Below are 15,946 nucleotides of genomic sequence, written 5' to 3' on the forward strand. Positions count from 1 at the left end.
GACGCCGGGGCGATCAGCCCCGGCGCCGCGTCGTGGTGTCGTCAGCTCGACGACCCCCGTGTGGGTGGCCGCTTCATCGAGGACGACGGTTCCTCCTCGGCTGTCGCCTTGTAGGAGGACTGGCCGACCTCCTCGTGTCGTGAGGGTTCGTTGACCCGCGACCAGTCCTTGCCCCGGCCGCGGCCCGACGGTTCCTCGCTCATCGTGCCCATGTCACCGCGGGAGCTGACCCCCGACGACATGGATACCGAGGCGAGCGACCAGATCACGAAGATGCTCATCGCGATGATCACCATCGACCACAGCGGGTAGTACGGCAGGAACACGAAGTTCGCCACCGCGACGATCGCGGCGAGGGCGATACCGATGGCACGCGCCCACATCGCACCCGTGAACAGGAATAGACCCGTCAACACGGCGAGCGCGCCGATGCCCAGGTGCAACCAACCCCAGACCGTCGTGTCCATCGTGTAGGTGTAGCCCGGTCCGGCCACGAACAGGCTGTCGTTGGAGATCAAGGCGATCCCCACGACCACCTGGTAGACACCCATGACGAGCATCATCGTGGCGCCGAACATGGTGCCGCCGAGCGCCCAGGCTTGGCGTGTGTCGGATGACATGGTGACCGCCCCCTTCGTCGGTGAGGTCCTATCCACCCGAGCGTATGGAGACCACAGTCGATGCGGGCGGGTTCCGGGTTCTTCGGCGCGATGGGTACCGGACGATCGGGCCGATACGCAACGGTGGTCGTCTCGTGTATCAGTCGCCGTTGATCTGGTCGATGAGCGCCGCGCAGAACGCGGGCAGGTCGTTCGGGCGGCGGCTGGTGACGAGGCGTCCGTCGACGACGACCTCCTCGTCGACCCAGTGGGCGCCCGCGTTGCGCAGGTCCGTCTGGAGGCTGGGGTAGGAGGTCATCCGCCGCCCGTCGACGACGTCCGCGTCGATGAGGGTCCACGGCGCGTGGCAGATCGCGGCGACGGGTTTGTCGTGGCTGAAGAACTCGGCGACGAACGCGAGAGCCGCGCGGTCGGTGCGCAGGCGGTCCGGGTTGGCGACGCCGCCGGGCAGGACCAGCGCGGCGTAGTCGTCGACGCGGGCGGTGGTGATGTCGTGGTCGACGGTGAAGGTGTCGGCGCGGTCGAGATGGTCGAAGCCCTGGACGACCGACGCGCCGTCGATCGAGATGAGTTCCGGTGCCCCGCCCGCCTCCTTGACCGCGCGCCAGGGCGTGGTCAGTTCGACCTGTTCCACGCCCTCGGGCGCGACGAGGAACGCGACGCGGGCGTCGGTCAGTGTGTCGGTCATGGCGGTGCCCCCACGGTGTCGGCGATCCTTTCGGCCATTATGGGCACGGTGACACCGTGGTCGTGCCGCGTCGAGGGAATCCGTTCGGCCGGTTCTCTCGACGCGGCGGTCATCGTCCGGCGAGGTCGATGAGTCCGATCGCGGCGGCGTCCGCGAGCGCGTTGAGCGCCGTCGGGTCGATGTTGCCGGGGTAGGCGTCGCACGCGGTGTGGATGCACGGGTCGAACGGCGCCCCGGACGTCCCGCCCCAGGCGTCGGCCTGGTCCGGGGTCTTCGCGTCGCTGTAGCCGGCGGACAAGGTCGTGGTCGGCAGGCCGGCTTCGGAGAAGGAGATGTCGTCGCTGCAACAGGCGGTCATCTCCGCGGGCGGGAGGCCGTCGTCGTTGAGTGCTTCGGCGATCGACGCGGACTGGTCCTGGGTCATGTTGTCGACGAAGTAGCCCGCGTTCGGGGAGGCCACCATGTCGAGGTTGACGTACGCGTCGAGCTTCGACACGCCAATACTATCTACATAGTACTGTGAGCCGTGCAGGCCTGCCTCCTCCTCGGCCCACCACGCGAACCGGAGGTGGCGTTCGAGATCGGGGTCGGCCTTCGCGACGGTCAACGCGACCTGTAGCAACGCGGCCGACCCGGAGGCGTTGTCGTTCGATCCGGGGCCCGCCTCGACGCCGTCGAGGTGCGCGCCCGCCAGGATGGTGGCGTCCTCGTCGCCGCCGGGCCAGTCGGCGATGACGTTGACGTCACCGGAGTTCTCACAGCTCTCGCACGTCTGGAGCGTGACGTCGAAACCGGCGTCGGACAGTCGATCGGCGACGTAGTCGACGCTGGCGTCGTAGCCACCGGTGCCCGCCGCGCGGTTGCCGTCGTGCTCCTCGGCGATGTCCTCGAAGCTCTCGAGATGGTGCTTCATCTCGGTGAGACTGACGTTCGACGAGGCGTGGGTCGGATTCGACGGCGGCCGGACGATGTCGGAGCCCGCACTGACGGCGAGCGCCGTGATCGCGGCGACGGCGACGGTCGAACGAATGAGAATGGACATGGTGAGACCTCCGTCCATGAGGGAACGACTCACGGAAGGGTCGAACGGGCACCGTGGTCACGACGGCGAAGCGTCGGGACGTCGGGACGTCCTGGTGGATGTCAGTGGTGGCGCAGTTTGCCGTAGGCGTCCGTGGCCGCGTTCTGCGCTCCCTCGACCGCGCGGGTCGCCGCGACTCGCGCCGACTGCGCCGCGTCGGCGGCTCGGCGTCGCGCTCGGCTCGGCACGGAGAGCGTGGCCTCCTCGGCGGTCCGGGATCGCTGCCTGGCGATGATCACCCCGATGACGGCGGCGGCGAGCACCGCGGCCATGACGGCCCATCCGCGTCGCGATCGGTGGCACAACTCGTTGTCGATTCCTGGGCTCATGGAGGTCTCCCGTCGGATAGAGAACGGTCGTACCAGCGAGGGTCGCACATGCCGCCGCGTTTCGGGGCCGCATCGGGTGTCCCCACCGGGCGCCCGGACGCCGCCCACGCCACGATGTTTCGTGATTGGCTGGTGCGACACAGACCGGGGGTCGTCCCGTTTCCGAGAGTCGCGCGAGGCGACGCCAGGGCGTCACTCGGCACCGCGGCCCCTCGTCGTCGCCCCAGTGGCGGTTCGACGACGAGGGTGATGGCGCCGTGATGGCCCGTCCGCCGGGGACGGGACGAGAGTTTTCAGGCCGTGAGGGAGAGACGACATGACGACACCGAGCATCGCGGTCACCGGCGCGACGGGAGCGCTCGGCGGGGCGGTCGCGGCGCGACTGGCGGCACAGGGCGTCCCGCAGCGGCTCATCGTCCGCGATCCCAAGAAGGCACCGGCGCTGGACGCCGCCGAGACCAACGTCGCCGAGTACGCCGACGTGGCCGCGATGCGGCGGGCCCTGCGCGGGGTCCGCACGGTCCTCATGGTGTCGTTGCCGGAGTCCGTCGACCGGATGGCGGCGCACACCTCCGCGATCGAGGCCATGGCGGAGGCGGGCGTCGAACGGGTCGTCTACACGTCGTTCCTGTCCGCCGCGCCGCACGCGACGTTCACCTTCGCGCGCGAGCACTGTGCCACGGAGCGCGCGATCCTCGACGCCGGACTCTCGTTGACGGCGTTGCGGAACAGCCTTTACGCCGACCTCGCGCCGTACTTCGTCGGTGAGGACGGCGTGCTGCGCGGGCCCGCGGGCACCGGTCGGGTCGCGTGGGTCGCGCGCTCCGACATAGCCCGGCTGGCGGTCGCGACCCTGTTGGACGACGCCCACGCCGACGCGGTCTACGACGTGACGGGACCGGTGGCGATCGACCTGACCGAGACGGCGCGGCTGCTGTCGGTCGCCGCCGGGAAACCGGTCGAGTACGTCGCCGAGACCGAGACGGAGGCGCGCGCCTCCCGATCCGGCGCCGACAAGTATCTTGTGGACGGTTGGGTGGGGTCGTATCTGGCGATCGCCACGGGGGAACTCTCCGTCGTCAGCCACACGATCGAGCAGGTCACCGGGCGGCGCCCGCTCGGACTCGCCGAGGTACTCGCGGGAGAACACGCACGGCCACAGGACATGTGAGCGCGGGATCCGACATCGACGACCGGCGGTCTCGGCGAGGAGGCGCAATGCGCGTGGGGCGATTCGGCACGGAGTTGCGAGGGGCCGCCGTCGACGCGGGCCGCGTCTTCGTGCGCGAACACATGATGGACCGGGCCGCAGCGCTCACCTACTACTCGGTCCTGTCGATCTTCCCGGGTCTGCTGGTGCTGGTGTCGGTGCTCGGCATGCTCAGTCCCGCCGCGACCCGAACGCTCGTGGCCAACATCGAGAGACTCGCGCCGCAGGACGTCGCCGACACCCTCAGCGAGGGCATCCTCGGGCTTCAGCAATCGCGCGGCGCGGCGGGCGTCCTCGCGATCGTCGGACTCGCGGGCGCGCTGTGGTCGGCGTCCGGCTACACGGGCGCCTTCATGCGAGCATCCAATGTGATTTTCGGAGTGGCCGAGGGTCGTCCATGGTGGAAGGTTTACGGCCTGCGGATCGGGATCACCGTCGCCGTCGGCGTGCTGCTCGTCCTCGCGCTCGCCAGCCTCGCGTTCACCGGGCGCTTCGCCCAACTGGTCGGCGAGGCGTTCGGCGCCGGCGGCACCGTAGCGACGGTCTGGGGCGTCGCGCGCTGGCCGCTGCTGCTGTTCGTCGTGAGCCTTATCCTCGCGATTCTGTACTGGGCGTCGCCCAACGCCCGCGTCGGTCGAATCCGGCTCATCAGCGCGGGCGGGATCGTCGCCGTCGTGGCGTGGGTCGCGGTGTCGGCGGGATTCGCGCTGTACGTCGCGAACTTCGCCTCGTACAACCGGACCTATGGCGCCCTCGGCGGCGTCATCGCGTTCCTGGTGTGGCTGTGGGTGTCCAACAACGTGGTGCTGTACGGCGCGGTCCTCAACGCGCGGCTGCTCGCCCGCCGCGGCGTCCTCAACGGAGACGGAACCGCCGCGCCCCGTCAGGAGCGCGGCGGGTGAACGTCACGGCTGCGGCAGGGTACAGCCGGGCAGTGTCAGGTCGATGACGTTGCCCTCGGCGACGCAGGCGGTGATCTGGTACGTCTGCTGGCCGTAGTTGATGCCCTCGCGGACGGTCACGGTGCCGTTCTCGTCCACCTCGCACGGTTCGTTCATCGTGCAACGGCCACCGGAGGTGTTGCCGGTGTTGTTGACGCCGACGACCTCGCCGGTGTCGGTGTTCAGGACCGGCGAACCGGACGTTCCGCCGATCGTCTGGCACTCGGGCGTGTAGCGGATCGAGTCCGTCCACACCCAACTCGACTCGTGCAGCTCGTACACGAAGTCGTCGATGTCGCAGGAGTAGACGCGCTCCCAGTACCCCGACACGACCGAGATCGCGGTGCCCGCGACCGGGTGATCGGCAGCCACGGGCAGCGCGGCGATCCCGTACGCGGCCTCGATCTCGGCGTAGGACTGGGTGAGCCGGTACAGCGACACGTCGGTGTCGGTCATGGTGGCGTAGGCGATGGCCTCGGCCCGCAAGGTCCCGACCGTCGACGCGTCGGCGTCGAGCAGCTGGAACGAGCGGCTGCTCGGGGCCTCCACGACGACCTCACCGGGACCGGGCATGCCGGACTCCAGGCAGTGCCCGTTCGACATGACGAACGCCGGGTCCTCGGGGCCGGAGTTCGGCATCGAGACGAGCGCGCCGGAACAGTTCGAGAGCGCGACCGTGCCCGCGAAGTCGACCGCGGCGACCTCGATCGGTTCGGCGCTCGGGGTGGTCGTGGGGGCCGCGGCGGCGGGGCCGCCGATCATCGTGGCGGCGAGGCCGCCGGTCATGAGCGACACGACGGTGAGGCGACGCGCGATGCCGGGTACGCGCGCGCCGACACCGGTGCCGGGGGTGCCAGTTCTCATTATTCGGTCCTGTCTGGATTCGTTGGCCGGGGGTGGCCGACGTACGGTGATGTCGCGGACATTACCGAATGCCATACCGAATAATCAATGGGTGACAGTGAAGTCAAAAAGTCTACATAGGATTTATCCGACGGAGAGCGAGTCTCGCAATAGGACCGCGACGGCGTCGTACGCGGCCGTGTCGTCGGTCGTCATCGTCACGTAGCAGAACTGCCCGTCGACCGGGATGCCGTACTGCGTGCCCGCCAGTTCGGCGCCCTCCTGCGCGAGCTTGTACGTGGTCTGAACGGCCTCGGCGTCGCCTCGGATCGCGATCGGCTCCGATTCGACATCGGTGGCGTCCATCGATTTGAATCCCGACTCGGCGGCCTTCTGAATCGCCGTCAGGGAATCGTCCTCCTCGCCCGTTCCGCAATAGGCGTTGACATTGGTGGCGAAGTCACCCTTCGGTCGAGGGTCGAGCGCGTACAACAGCGGGGTGTCGCCGAGCTGGGCGACCGCCATCTCGACGAGGGACTGGAGCTCGTCGGGCAGGTCGGCCTCGGCGAGTTGGTCCTGCATGTCGCCCGAGGTCGAGTCGAAGTCCTTCCAGTTGCCTGGGATGTCGAAGGTGACCGGCACGTCGCCGCCGCCGATGGTGCGGGGTTCGTCCGAAGTCGACTGGGAGGGGCTGGCCTCGTCCGTCGCCTCGGGCTCGTCGCCGCCGCAGGCGGACAGCAACAGGGTGGCCGTGATGGCCACCGCGACCAGGTGCGTGCGCGTCATGTCCGGAAATCCCCCGAGTCGTTGCGTGCCACGGCGGACGCCGTGACCGCCTCGATTCTGCTTCGGCGCCACCCCGACCCGGCGGACACCGGCCGTGCCGGTGTGTCGGGAGCGAGGTGCGGGGCTTCCCTCCGGGAACGCGCGGGTCCCGTCTCGTACCCCGACGGACGCGGCGAGAGAAGTGCTCCTACTCGCGAGCGGCCGCGACCTCGCCGATCGCCGTCAACGCCGCCGCGATCGTGGGGTGCTCGCGGCTGCCACGCCGCGTGCTCGACAGGAAGTGCCGCACCGGCCGATACGGGCCGTCGACGGCGATGCGTCGCAGCGGGAGGTTCGGGGGGAGCTGGGCGAGACGCGGAACTATCGCGATGCCGAGCCCGTGGGCGACGAGCGTCGCCACGACGGACCAGTCGCACGCCTCGTGGGCGACGAACGGACTGAAGCCCGCGTTGCTGCACGCGGCGAGTGTGTGCTGCCGGAAGGTGCTGCCGGTCAGGCCGAGGATCCAGCGTTCCCGCGCGAGTTCCGTCAACGCGATGGCGGCTCGGTCGGCGAGCGGATGGTCGGCGGAGACGACCACGTCGAACGGGTCGTCGAGCAGTGGACGTTGGTCGAAGCGGATGTCGTCCAGCGGCGGCGAATCGAGGGTCGCCTCGACGACGGCGAGGTCGGCGTCCCCGGAGAACAGCAGGTCGAAGCACTCGCTGACCTCCGCCTCCTTCAAACGGACCTCGATCGCCGGGTGCCGCGACCTCAATTGTTCAGTTGCGGGAGCCAATATCGTGGCGATTGCTGTGGGGAAACCACACAATCTGAGCTCGCCGCCCGGCTCGTCCCCGGTGGCGTAGAGCTCGGACTCCGCCCGCCGCCAACGTGCCTCGATCGCGTCGGCGTGCGATAGCAGGGTGTGCGCGGCCGCCGTGAGACGGACGTTACGGCCCTGCGGCTCCAACAGTGTGACCTGCAACTCTTTGGCCAGCTGGCGGATCTGCTGAGAGGCGGCCGAGGCGCTCATGTGCAGGGCTTTGGCGGCGCCGGTGACCGTCCCGTAATGGGCGACGGCGCGCAGGACGTGGAGTCGGCGTAGATCAATCATCAAGGCATAGCTTAACGATCTCCTGCAATATTCCGACGTTGACACTGAATGATTTCGGATGCATCCTTGCCGGGTAGCCACGCGTGTCTTATCGGGTCCAATCCTCGATCCGCAATACTCCTTAGTGGAAAGGTGCCGTCATGGCCACTCACTGCCCGCACTGTGGTTGGCTCGACGCCGAGCCGTACCAGACGATCTCGCGTCGGCTCGACCGCGACTCCAGCCAGCTCGTGTGGACGCGCTGTGCCTGCGGGTCGTTGCAGTTGCGGCGACACCAGCGGGGAGCGGAGCCCGTCGTCGTCACCCGGGGTCGCCCGACGGCCGACCTGGTCGCGGCACCCAAGGCGTCGACGGCCTGAGGTGGACGTGGATCACCGGGGAGCCTCGGCGAACCGGTGACCTGCCCACGCGCTGACGGCGACGAGCCCGGCCAGGCAGATCGCGACCAGTGCGAGCGTCGCCGGGAGCGGAACGGTGAGCGCGACCGCGACGATCGTGACGGCGTACACCGTGTTGAGCCACCGCGAGCCCAGGGACACGATGTGCAGCGTCCACACTCCCGCGAGGAAACCGATGACGGGGATCGCGATGGACGCGCCCACGACCTGGTGCGGGATGTGATCGTGATGCGTCGCGGCGGTGATCGCCACCTGGAGTCCGGCGCCGACGGCCGCCGCGCTGCCGAAGATCACCAGGTGGCCGTATCCCCAGCCGAGGGCCGAGGTTCGCCCGCGCAACAGCGTGGCGGCGTCGCGATCGAAGTACACCCACCACATGCAGAACACGATGATCAGTCCGAAGCCGGCGATGCCGTACAGGTCGACGTCCTCGCCGCCCTCGTCGGCCGCCTCCCGCATCGACAGCACCGCCGCGCCGATCGACTCGCCGAGCACGATGATCGTGAAGAGCCCGTACCGTTCGGCGATATGGCCCGGATGCCATGGCGTCGCGGTCGCGTGCTCGGCCCAGATCGGAACGGTGAGCTCCACCGCCATCAACGCGAAGTACACCGGAATGCTCCACTGTGAGGGAATGAGGAGCAGCCCGACCCATCCGGCCTGGGCCACCCCGATTCCGATCGCGTAGCGCAGGGCGGTCGGACGTCGCGTGGGATCGCCCGCCGCCGCTCGCAGCCACTGGACGATCATGGCGAGTCGCATGAGGACATAGCCCGCGACGACGATCGTGTAGTCCTGGTCGTTGAACGCCGCGCTGACTCCCGAGGCGATGACGAGCGCCCCGCCCATCTCGACCAGTGTCAGGAGGCGGTACGGCCCGTCGTCGACGTCGTAGGCGGACGCGAACCAGGTGAAGTTCATCCACGCCCACCACACCGCGAAGAACACCATGACGAAGTGGACGACGCCCCAGCTGTAGCGGCCCTCCGCGATCGCGACCTCCAGGCTCGACGCCGCTCCCGCGATCGCGACGACGAAGACCAGGTCGAACAGCAGCTCCAGATTCGTCGCGGCGCGGTGTGGCTCGCTCGTGTCGCGAGGTGTCATGCGGTCGTACCAGTGCCGCCCGATGTAGCTCATGACTCGCCCCCCGAGAATCGCCACTATCCTAAGTCGCGATCTCTGCTGCTTGTGGACGTTCGTGGGCTCGGCAAGGCGGAGGTCACGGCCCCCGAGGCCGCCCGCCGGGACGGTCACCTTCATTGTTAGGAACAAGGGGGAGGTCACCGAGTTCCACGTCTACGCCGAGGGCGATCGCGTCATGGGCGAGGTCGAGAACATCACCCCCGGTCTGACCCGGGAACCCATCGTCGAACTGAGCGCCGACGGATACGAGACGGTGGGCAAGCCCGGCATGATCGGCGATGGGATCCGCAGCGACGTCACCGTCGAGCACATCTCGAGCGGGGTCGTCGCGTGCCGCCGGGCGTGCGAGACGAGTCCGACCACCTCGGTCGGGTGTTGTCCGAGTGACAACGGGCCGTCGTCGCTCGGCGACGGCTCGTTCCCGAAGTGGCCGTGGGCGAACCCCTCCGGTCGTGGCGCGGACGACAACCGGCAACTGACGGGAAACGTTCAGGCACACCCCCGGTACATTCGGCGGATGGAATTGCTCGCCGACCCGCAAACGTGGCTGTCGTTCGCGACGTTGCTGCTGTTGGAACTCATTCTCGGTGTCGACAACGTCGTTTTCATCTCGATCCTGACCGGCCGACTCCCCGAAGAGCAGCGCCCCCGCGCGCGCTTCATCGGGCTCTCCCTGGCGCTCGTCATGCGCCTCGCGCTGCTGTTCACGCTGTCATGGCTGATCGCCGCGACCGTTCCCCTGTTCACCCTCGTCGGGATGGAGTTCTCCGCCCGCGACCTGATCCTCATCCTCGGTGGACTGTTCCTCCTCGTCAAGGCCACGCACGAGATCCATCAACGTCTCGAGGGCCCCGACGGCGACGAGGGCACCGGCAAGGCCAAGCACGCCGTCTTCTCCAGCGTCATCATCCAGATCGCGCTCCTCGACATCGTGTTCTCTCTGGACTCGGTGATCACCGCCGTCGGCATGGTCGACGAACTCGTCGTCATGGTCGCGGCCGTCGTCGTCGCCATCGGGATCACCCTGTGGTTCGCGGGGCGCATCTCCGACTTCATCGATCGCCACCCGAGCCTGAAGATGCTCGCCCTGTCGTTCCTCGTGCTGATCGGCGCCTCGCTCGTCGCGGACGGGTTCGACCAGCACATCCCCAAGCCGTACGTCTACGGACCGATCGCGTTCTCGCTGCTGGTCGAGTTCCTCAACATCCGCGCGCGGCGCGTCTCCCAGAAGCGCACCAAGCCGGTCGAACTGCACCAGCAGTACCGGGAAACCCCAGCCGACGACCTCTAGATTCCTCCCGGTTGGGCGGTGTCGAGAACACGTTCGTCCTCGACATCCGCCCAACCGAGCGGTCGTTCGCCCGCGCCGTTGAGCAGGTCGCGGGCTCCGTCGCGAACGAAGTGTGGAACCGGGTGCGGAGCGCTCAAGATGGTCGACAGCGGGTTAGGTCACGTCGACTTTCGCGAAGGGCCACAGTCCTTTATTCTTGTCGCCATGCCTACATCAACTGCCTCGACGGGCGACATAGAAGGTTGTAGTACTCGGCCGGGCGTGGCCCGGCTGATACGCGAACTACGTGCGCACTCGCACGAAAAGAGCGCGGTGAACGCTCCGTGCTAATCCTTCTCGGCCTCGTCATCATCCTGGCCGTCACCGCCGCCACGGCGTTCTTCGTGGCTCAAGAATTTGCATACGTCGCAGTCGACCGTTCGCGGTTGGAACAGCTCGCCGAAGCCGGGGACAAACCCGCCGCTCGCGCGCTGAAGGTCACCGCCCGGCTGTCGTTCATGCTGTCGGGCGCGCAGCTCGGTATCACCGTCACCGCCCTGTTCGTCGGTTTCTTCGCCGATCCCTATCTCGGTGAGGGCCTGTCGGAACTGTTCGGCGCGTCCATGCCCGCCGGCGTCGCGGGCGTGCTCGCGGGTGTGCTCACCCTCGTGTTCGCGAACGTCGTGCAGATGGTCCTCGGAGAACTCGCCCCCAAGAACCTCGCGATCGCCAAGACCGTCGAACTCGCGCGCTGGTTGTCCCGACCGACGCTGATCTACGTCGCCATCGCCGGTCCGATCATCCGCTTCTTCGACTCGGTGTCGAACCGCCTGCTGCGGTCCATCGGCATCGAACCGGTCGAGGAACTCCCGCACGGGGCGTCCACCGATGACCTGCACCACATCATCGACGAATCCCGGGACAGCGGACACCTTGACGACGAGCTCTCGCAGATGCTCGACCGCGGGCTCGACTTTCGTGAACTGACCGCCGGTCAGGCGATGACGCCGCGCGTCGACGTCGAGACCGTCGACGCGACGGAGACCGTCGCGCAGCTCGTCGAGAAGCTCGCGACCGGCCGTTCGCGCTTCCCCGTCATCGAGGACGAGATCGACAACGTCATCGGCGTCGTCGGCCTCGCCGAAGTCCTCACCGTCCCCCGAACCGAGCGGGACGCGTCGCGGGTCAGCCAGATCGCCGCGCCGCCGCTGCTCATTCCCGAGAGCCTGCCGCTGCCGGACGTGCTCGAACGGCTGCGCAGTGAGCACCGCCAGCAGGCGATCGTGCTCGACGAGTACGGCGGCTTCGCGGGCGTCATCTCCTTCGAGGACCTGGCCGAGGAACTCGTCGGGGACATCCGCGACGAGGACGACCTGGTCGAGGTCCGCGCCGTCCGGCAACCCGACGGATCGTGGCTCGTGCCGGGCCGGTTGCGCGTCGACGAGGTCGCCGACGCGACCGGTCTCCAACTGCCCGAGGACGACGACTACGAGACCCTCGGCGGGCTCGTCATGGACGCGCTCGGCCGCGTGCCCAACTCGGGCGACACGGTCGACGTCGAACCGGTGTCCCGCACCGAGAACGGCCACGTCGACGACGACGAACCGGCCGCGCACCTCTCCGCGCGGCTGACGGTCATGTCCGTCAGCCGGCACGTGCCGCAGACGGTCGTCGTCGAGCTCATCGAAACCACGATTGACCCGGAGGTGAAGGCATGAGCACCGGAGTCGCCCTCACCATTTCGTTGATCCTGCTGGTGGCGAACGCGTTCTTCGTCGCCGCCGAGTTCGCGCTGCTGGCGAGCAAACGCCACCGGCTCGAAGCGCGCGCCGCCGAAGGTTCCCGCGCCGCCAAGGCCGCCCTGCACGGCACCCGCGAACTGACCCTCATGCTCGCGGGAGCCCAGCTCGGCATCACGGTGTGCACCGTCGGCCTCGGCGCGCTCGCCGAACCGGCGCTGGCACACCTGCTCGATCCAGCGTTCCAGTCGATCGGCATCCCGAGCCAGGCCAGCTACGCGATCGCGTTCCTGATCGCGCTCGTCGTCGTCGTGTTCCTGCACATGGTCGTCGGTGAGATGGCCCCGAAGTCGTGGGCGATCTCGCACCCCGAGGACTCCGCGATCATGCTGGCGCTGCCGTTCCGCGGCTTCACCTGGCTGATGCGACCGATCCTGATCGCGCTGAACGGGATGGCCAACGGCCTCCTGCGGTTGTTCAAGATCACCCCGCAGGACACGGCCGCGCAGGCGCACGGCCCGGAGGAGCTGCGGATCCTGTTGCGGGAATCGAGGGAGCAGGGATTCCTGCCGGAGCAACAGCACCAGATGCTCGCCGGCGCCCTGCGGGTCCAGTCGACGACGGTCGCCGACATCTCGGTGCCCCGCGCCGAGATCCAGTCCGTCTCGATCACCGCGACCGCCGCCGACATCGAAGCCGCCAGCCGTGAGTGCGGTCGTTCCCGGCTCGTCGTCATGGACGTCGACCGGCCCGTCGGCCTCGTCCACATCCGCGAGGCGGTGCAGGCCGACCCCGACACCTCGGTGCGGGACCTGATGTTCCCGCCGTTGACGTTGCCCGGCGGTGAGATGGTCTCGAAGGCCGTCACCGTCATGCGTGCGCAGCGGGCCCAGTTGGCGCTCGTCGCTGACGCCTCGTCGACCGTTGTCGGTCTCATCGCGCTGGAGGACCTCCTCGAGGAGATCATCGGCGAGTTCGAGGACGAGACGGACCGTCCGGTCTGAACCGACACCCCCGAGAGTCGTCCTCGACGGACGGCTTCGGGGGTGTTCCATGTCCAGGCTTCGTGGACGGTCGTGGTCAGGCCGGTTCGGCCCAGACGCCGGTGGTCAGGAAGCGGCGGGTCGCCTCCGTGAACGGCGCCAGGTCGAGGCCCTGCCTCGCGACCCAGTCGTCGTTGAAGTAGCTGTTGGTGTACCGATCGCCGGAGTCGCACAGGAGCGTGACGACGCTGCCGGTCTCGCCCGCCGCCCGCATCCGCGCTATCAACGCGAACGCGGCGTACAGGTTCGTGCCGGTCGATCCGCCGAGTCGACGACCGAGGACGCGGGACGCCTCACGCAGCACCGCCACCGAGGCGGCGTCGGGCACCTTCATCATCATGTCCACAACGGATGGGATGAAGGACGGTTCCATCGTCGGCCGTCCGATCCCCTCGATCCGGGATCCGCACGTCACCGAGGCGTCGGCGTCCTCGCGGGCCCAGCCGTCGAAGAACGCCGAGTTCTCGGGATCGACGACGCACAGCTTCGTGCAGTGCCGCTGGTAGCGGACGTACCGGCCGATCGTGGCCGACGTCCCGCCCGTTCCCGCGCCGACGATGATCCACGATGGAATCGGGTGCCGCTCCGCGCTCAACTGCGAGAAGATCGACTCCGCGATGTTGTTGTTGCCGCGCCAGTCCGTGGCGCGCTCGGCGTACGTGAACTGGTCCATGTAGTGCCCGCCCGAATCGGCGGCGAGGCGGCGAGCGGTCGCCACGACCTGCGCGGGATCGTCCACCAGGTGCGGGGTGCCTCCGTGGAACGTGATCAGGTCGATCTTCTCGCGGCTCGTGGTGGCGGGCATGACCGCGATGAACGGGAGGCCGAGGAGTTTCGCGAAGTAGGCCTCCGAGACGGCGGTCGAACCGCTGGACGCCTCGATGACGGTGGTTCCCTCGGTGATCCAGCCGTTGCACAGCGCATACAGGAACAGCGATCGCGCGAGGCGGTGCTTGAGACTCCCGGTGGGGTGTACGGACTCGTCCTTGAGGTACAGGTCGATGCCCCAGTCGGCGCACAGTGGGAACGGCAGGAGGTGGGTGTCGGCGGAACGGTTCGCGTCGGCGGCGACGACCCGGACGGCGTTGTTGACCCAGCTCCGGGTGTCCTCGCAGCAGCGATCGAGGGTGTCCATGCGGCGAAGCCTAATCCTGTGACGGCGGCCGCGCCTGGGGCCGGGACTCCCACTTCGTGGACAGGGCGATGGTCGTGCGGGTTCCGCCGATGCCGGGCAGGCGACTCAATCGGTTCACGAGCTGTTCGAGTTCGGCCATCGTGCCGACGCGGGCTTTCAACAGGTACGACTCCTCACCCGCCATGAAATAGCATGATTCGACTTCCCGGATCGGCCGGATGCCCTCCGCCACTTGCGGATAATCGGCGCCCGCCGTCGTGACGATGCCGATCAGCGCGGTGATTCCCAAACCGACCGCTTCGGGGTTGATTTCCGCCCGATAGCCGGTAATAATCTCATTGCGTTCGAGCTTTGCCACGCGCTCTTGAACCGATGGAGAAGTGAGCCCGACCTGGCGCGCTAGCTCGGCATATGACATGCGGGCATTGTTTTGAAGTAGCTGTACGATCCGCTCGTCAGTGTCGTCCATCCGGTGAGCCTAACCTGACCAAAAGATGTCAATGATCATCTGGCGGAATGCCCCGTTTGGTGCTCTAATGGGGGCATACGCGCCTACCAGGGCATTCGGCACGGTTCATTAAAAAAAGGGGTGCACATCGTCATGGAGAATGACCGTCTCTTGACACCCGGCGAAGTGGCCGCATTGTTTCGCGTCGATCCCAAGACCGTGACACGGTGGGCCGCCGCGGGTCGCATCGGCAGTATCCGCACACCAGGTGGGCACCGCAGATTCCGCGAGTCCGAGGTTCGGGCCCTGCTTCAGGGCGAGCTCGGCGACGCCTCGCCGCTCGAGAAGTAACGCCCCAGGAACCCGCAGTCCCGCCCGTCAACGCACCACCGCGAGCGTGATCTTCGCCTCGGCACGCTCGGCCGCTCTCGCCCGGCGGTTCCTCCAGCCGAGCGGTATCTCAATCCCTCATTGTGGTCATTCGGCCTCGCGTCCCGATCCGAGCTCGCCCCGCCACCGCTGATAGAGCGTGTGCGGGACGTCGATCGCGTCGAGCACCCGGCCGGCCACGAAGTCGACGAGTTGTTGAAGCTCGGACGCACCCGCGTAGAACCCCGGTGACGCCGGGAGCACGATGGCGCCCGCGTCATGGAGGCTCAGCAGGTGGACGAGGTGGCTTCGCGATACCGGGGTCTCCCTGGGGACGACGACGACCGGCCGACGTTCCTTCAGGTTGACGTCGGCCGCGCGTTGCAGCAGGTCCTTCGACAGTCCGATCGCGATGCCCGCGCACGCGGCCGTCGACGCGGGAACGACGACCATGCCGCGCACCCGGTACGAACCGCTGGACGGTCCCGCCGCGAGGTCGCCCGCCGACCAGTGCCGGACGCCGTCGAGGTCGTCGCGTCCGAGCCAGGCCGCCAGGTCGCCGCGCCATCGCGCGTCCCGGAACGGCAGGCCCGTCTCATCGAGGATCGTCAATCGCGCCGCTCGTGACACGACGAGGTCGATCGTCTCGCCCGCGTCGATCAACGCCGTCAGCACGGCCTTCGCGTACGGCGTGCCGGAAGCCCCGGAAATCCCGACCACCCAGGGCGTCCGCGCCGTCGTCTCGTCTCGCTCATCTCGTTGCCCCACGCCGATAGGGTGCCTGATCGGCCGCGCGCCGGGGAC

Annotated in this window: 18 protein-coding genes; 7 read left to right on the forward strand and 11 right to left on the reverse strand. The window is 68.1% G+C overall.

Going from position 1 to position 15,946, the window contains the following annotated elements:
• Positions 1 to 41: 41 nt before the first annotated feature.
• From ACM9NP_RS16640 to ACM9NP_RS16655, 4 genes are all read right to left on the reverse strand, one after another.
• Positions 42 to 620 carry a DUF7144 family membrane protein gene (locus ACM9NP_RS16640; RefSeq protein ID WP_415647627.1) on the reverse strand — a complete coding sequence of 193 codons (579 nt, stop codon included), beginning with the start codon at positions 618 to 620 and terminating at the stop codon, positions 42 to 44.
• A 139-nt stretch (positions 621 to 759) separates the two neighbouring features.
• Positions 760 to 1,308: a type 1 glutamine amidotransferase domain-containing protein gene (locus ACM9NP_RS16645; protein ID WP_415647628.1), complete on the reverse strand. Its 549-nt coding sequence runs from the start codon at positions 1,306 to 1,308 to the stop codon at positions 760 to 762.
• Positions 1,309 to 1,417: 109 nt separating this feature from the next.
• Positions 1,418 to 2,350: a M20/M25/M40 family metallo-hydrolase gene (locus tag ACM9NP_RS16650; RefSeq protein WP_415647629.1), complete on the reverse strand. Its 933-nt coding sequence runs from the start codon at positions 2,348 to 2,350 to the stop codon at positions 1,418 to 1,420.
• Between the two features lie 101 nt (positions 2,351 to 2,451).
• Positions 2,452 to 2,718 carry a hypothetical protein gene (locus tag ACM9NP_RS16655; RefSeq protein WP_415647630.1) on the reverse strand — a complete coding sequence of 89 codons (267 nt, stop codon included), beginning with the start codon at positions 2,716 to 2,718 and terminating at the stop codon, positions 2,452 to 2,454.
• Positions 2,719 to 3,034: 316 nt separating this feature from the next.
• On the opposite strand from ACM9NP_RS16655, the gene ACM9NP_RS16660 reads away from it, so the two are divergent.
• Both ACM9NP_RS16660 and ACM9NP_RS16665 read left to right on the forward strand, forming a co-directional pair.
• Positions 3,035 to 3,889 (forward strand): SDR family oxidoreductase, encoded by an 855-nt coding sequence (locus ACM9NP_RS16660; protein WP_415647632.1) that lies wholly within the window; start codon positions 3,035 to 3,037, stop codon positions 3,887 to 3,889.
• 47 nt (positions 3,890 to 3,936) lie between these two features.
• Positions 3,937 to 4,830: a YihY/virulence factor BrkB family protein gene (locus ACM9NP_RS16665; RefSeq protein ID WP_415647633.1), complete on the forward strand. Its 894-nt coding sequence runs from the start codon at positions 3,937 to 3,939 to the stop codon at positions 4,828 to 4,830.
• Positions 4,831 to 4,833: 3 nt separating this feature from the next.
• Here ACM9NP_RS16665 and ACM9NP_RS16670 read toward each other — a convergent pair whose 3' ends face one another.
• The 3 genes from ACM9NP_RS16670 to ACM9NP_RS16680 form a co-directional block, all read right to left on the reverse strand.
• Positions 4,834 to 5,655, reverse strand: a complete 822-nt coding sequence (locus ACM9NP_RS16670) for a trypsin-like serine peptidase (protein ID WP_415647667.1) — start codon at positions 5,653 to 5,655, stop codon at positions 4,834 to 4,836.
• A gap of 201 nt (positions 5,656 to 5,856) precedes the next feature.
• On the reverse strand, positions 5,857 to 6,498 hold the full coding sequence (locus ACM9NP_RS16675) for a hypothetical protein (protein WP_415647634.1): 642 nt from the start codon (positions 6,496 to 6,498) through the stop codon (positions 5,857 to 5,859).
• Between the two features lie 187 nt (positions 6,499 to 6,685).
• Positions 6,686 to 7,594 (reverse strand): LysR family transcriptional regulator, encoded by a 909-nt coding sequence (locus ACM9NP_RS16680; protein ID WP_415647635.1) that lies wholly within the window; start codon positions 7,592 to 7,594, stop codon positions 6,686 to 6,688.
• A 140-nt stretch (positions 7,595 to 7,734) separates the two neighbouring features.
• Between ACM9NP_RS16680 and ACM9NP_RS16685 the strand changes: the two genes are divergently transcribed.
• Positions 7,735 to 7,953 carry a hypothetical protein gene (locus ACM9NP_RS16685; protein WP_415647636.1) on the forward strand — a complete coding sequence of 73 codons (219 nt, stop codon included), beginning with the start codon at positions 7,735 to 7,737 and terminating at the stop codon, positions 7,951 to 7,953.
• 12 nt (positions 7,954 to 7,965) lie between these two features.
• Here the strand turns inward: ACM9NP_RS16685 and ACM9NP_RS16690 are convergent, their stop codons facing one another.
• Positions 7,966 to 9,132, reverse strand: coding sequence for a low temperature requirement protein A (locus ACM9NP_RS16690; protein ID WP_415647637.1), 1,167 nt, complete (start codon positions 9,130 to 9,132; stop codon positions 7,966 to 7,968).
• 181 nt (positions 9,133 to 9,313) lie between these two features.
• Between ACM9NP_RS16690 and ACM9NP_RS16695 the strand changes: the two genes are divergently transcribed.
• The 3 genes from ACM9NP_RS16695 to ACM9NP_RS16705 all read left to right on the forward strand — a co-directional run bounded on the left by ACM9NP_RS16695 (position 9,314) and on the right by ACM9NP_RS16705 (position 13,151).
• Positions 9,314 to 10,429 (forward strand): TerC family protein, encoded by a 1,116-nt coding sequence (locus tag ACM9NP_RS16695; protein WP_415647638.1) that lies wholly within the window; start codon positions 9,314 to 9,316, stop codon positions 10,427 to 10,429.
• Between the two features lie 323 nt (positions 10,430 to 10,752).
• Positions 10,753 to 12,126 carry a hemolysin family protein gene (locus ACM9NP_RS16700; RefSeq protein WP_415647639.1) on the forward strand — a complete coding sequence of 458 codons (1,374 nt, stop codon included), beginning with the start codon at positions 10,753 to 10,755 and terminating at the stop codon, positions 12,124 to 12,126.
• Complete coding sequence (locus tag ACM9NP_RS16705; RefSeq protein WP_415647640.1) at positions 12,123 to 13,151, forward strand: hemolysin family protein; 1,029 nt, start codon at positions 12,123 to 12,125, stop codon at positions 13,149 to 13,151. Before ACM9NP_RS16700 ends, ACM9NP_RS16705 begins: the two co-directional genes overlap by 4 nt.
• Before the next feature lie 76 nt (positions 13,152 to 13,227).
• On the opposite strand, the gene cds1 is transcribed toward ACM9NP_RS16705, so the two are convergent.
• Both cds1 and ACM9NP_RS16715 read right to left on the reverse strand, forming a co-directional pair.
• Complete coding sequence (cds1, locus tag ACM9NP_RS16710; protein ID WP_415647641.1) at positions 13,228 to 14,325, reverse strand: L-cysteine desulfhydrase Cds1; 1,098 nt, start codon at positions 14,323 to 14,325, stop codon at positions 13,228 to 13,230.
• Positions 14,326 to 14,335: 10 nt separating this feature from the next.
• Positions 14,336 to 14,794, reverse strand: a complete 459-nt coding sequence (locus tag ACM9NP_RS16715; RefSeq protein ID WP_415647642.1) for an Lrp/AsnC family transcriptional regulator — start codon at positions 14,792 to 14,794, stop codon at positions 14,336 to 14,338.
• 132 nt (positions 14,795 to 14,926) lie between these two features.
• Here ACM9NP_RS16715 and ACM9NP_RS16720 point away from each other — a divergent pair, with 132 nt between their 5' ends.
• The gene (locus ACM9NP_RS16720) at positions 14,927 to 15,124 is read left to right on the forward strand and encodes a BldC family transcriptional regulator (RefSeq protein ID WP_415647643.1); all 198 of its coding nucleotides are present in this window, start codon (positions 14,927 to 14,929) and stop codon (positions 15,122 to 15,124) included.
• 126 nt (positions 15,125 to 15,250) lie between these two features.
• Here ACM9NP_RS16720 and ACM9NP_RS16725 read toward each other — a convergent pair whose 3' ends face one another.
• Positions 15,251 to 15,910, reverse strand: a complete 660-nt coding sequence (locus ACM9NP_RS16725; RefSeq protein ID WP_415647644.1) for a UbiX family flavin prenyltransferase — start codon at positions 15,908 to 15,910, stop codon at positions 15,251 to 15,253.
• Positions 15,911 to 15,946 lie beyond the last annotated feature (36 nt).

Origin of the sequence: Stackebrandtia soli (assembly GCF_965137155.1) — a bacterium.
Classification (GTDB): Bacteria; Actinomycetota; Actinomycetes; order Mycobacteriales; family Micromonosporaceae; genus Stackebrandtia; species Stackebrandtia soli.

What these genes read in the sequence shown, in the direction of transcription:
- ACM9NP_RS16655 (WP_415647630.1), bottom strand. Translation starts at nt 2,718, where the DNA reads ATGAGCCCAGGAATCGACAACGAGTTGTGCCACCGATCGCGACGCGGA.
- ACM9NP_RS16645 (WP_415647628.1), bottom strand. Translation starts at nt 1,308, where the DNA reads ATGACCGACACACTGACCGACGCCCGCGTCGCGTTCCTCGTCGCGCCC.
- ACM9NP_RS16640 (WP_415647627.1), bottom strand. Translation starts at nt 620, where the DNA reads ATGTCATCCGACACACGCCAAGCCTGGGCGCTCGGCGGCACCATGTTC.
- cds1 (WP_415647641.1), bottom strand. Translation starts at nt 14,325, where the DNA reads ATGGACACCCTCGATCGCTGCTGCGAGGACACCCGGAGCTGGGTCAAC.
- ACM9NP_RS16720 (WP_415647643.1), top strand. Translation starts at nt 14,927, where the DNA reads ATGGAGAATGACCGTCTCTTGACACCCGGCGAAGTGGCCGCATTGTTT.
- ACM9NP_RS16675 (WP_415647634.1), bottom strand. Translation starts at nt 6,498, where the DNA reads ATGACGCGCACGCACCTGGTCGCGGTGGCCATCACGGCCACCCTGTTG.
- ACM9NP_RS16690 (WP_415647637.1), bottom strand. Translation starts at nt 9,132, where the DNA reads ATGAGCTACATCGGGCGGCACTGGTACGACCGCATGACACCTCGCGAC.
- ACM9NP_RS16705 (WP_415647640.1), top strand. Translation starts at nt 12,123, where the DNA reads ATGAGCACCGGAGTCGCCCTCACCATTTCGTTGATCCTGCTGGTGGCG.
- ACM9NP_RS16650 (WP_415647629.1), bottom strand. Translation starts at nt 2,350, where the DNA reads ATGTCCATTCTCATTCGTTCGACCGTCGCCGTCGCCGCGATCACGGCG.
- ACM9NP_RS16680 (WP_415647635.1), bottom strand. Translation starts at nt 7,594, where the DNA reads ATGATTGATCTACGCCGACTCCACGTCCTGCGCGCCGTCGCCCATTAC.
- ACM9NP_RS16660 (WP_415647632.1), top strand. Translation starts at nt 3,035, where the DNA reads ATGACGACACCGAGCATCGCGGTCACCGGCGCGACGGGAGCGCTCGGC.
- ACM9NP_RS16695 (WP_415647638.1), top strand. Translation starts at nt 9,314, where the DNA reads ATGGGCGAGGTCGAGAACATCACCCCCGGTCTGACCCGGGAACCCATC.
- ACM9NP_RS16665 (WP_415647633.1), top strand. Translation starts at nt 3,937, where the DNA reads ATGCGCGTGGGGCGATTCGGCACGGAGTTGCGAGGGGCCGCCGTCGAC.
- ACM9NP_RS16685 (WP_415647636.1), top strand. Translation starts at nt 7,735, where the DNA reads ATGGCCACTCACTGCCCGCACTGTGGTTGGCTCGACGCCGAGCCGTAC.
- ACM9NP_RS16715 (WP_415647642.1), bottom strand. Translation starts at nt 14,794, where the DNA reads ATGGACGACACTGACGAGCGGATCGTACAGCTACTTCAAAACAATGCC.
- ACM9NP_RS16670 (WP_415647667.1), bottom strand. Translation starts at nt 5,655, where the DNA reads ATGACCGGCGGCCTCGCCGCCACGATGATCGGCGGCCCCGCCGCCGCG.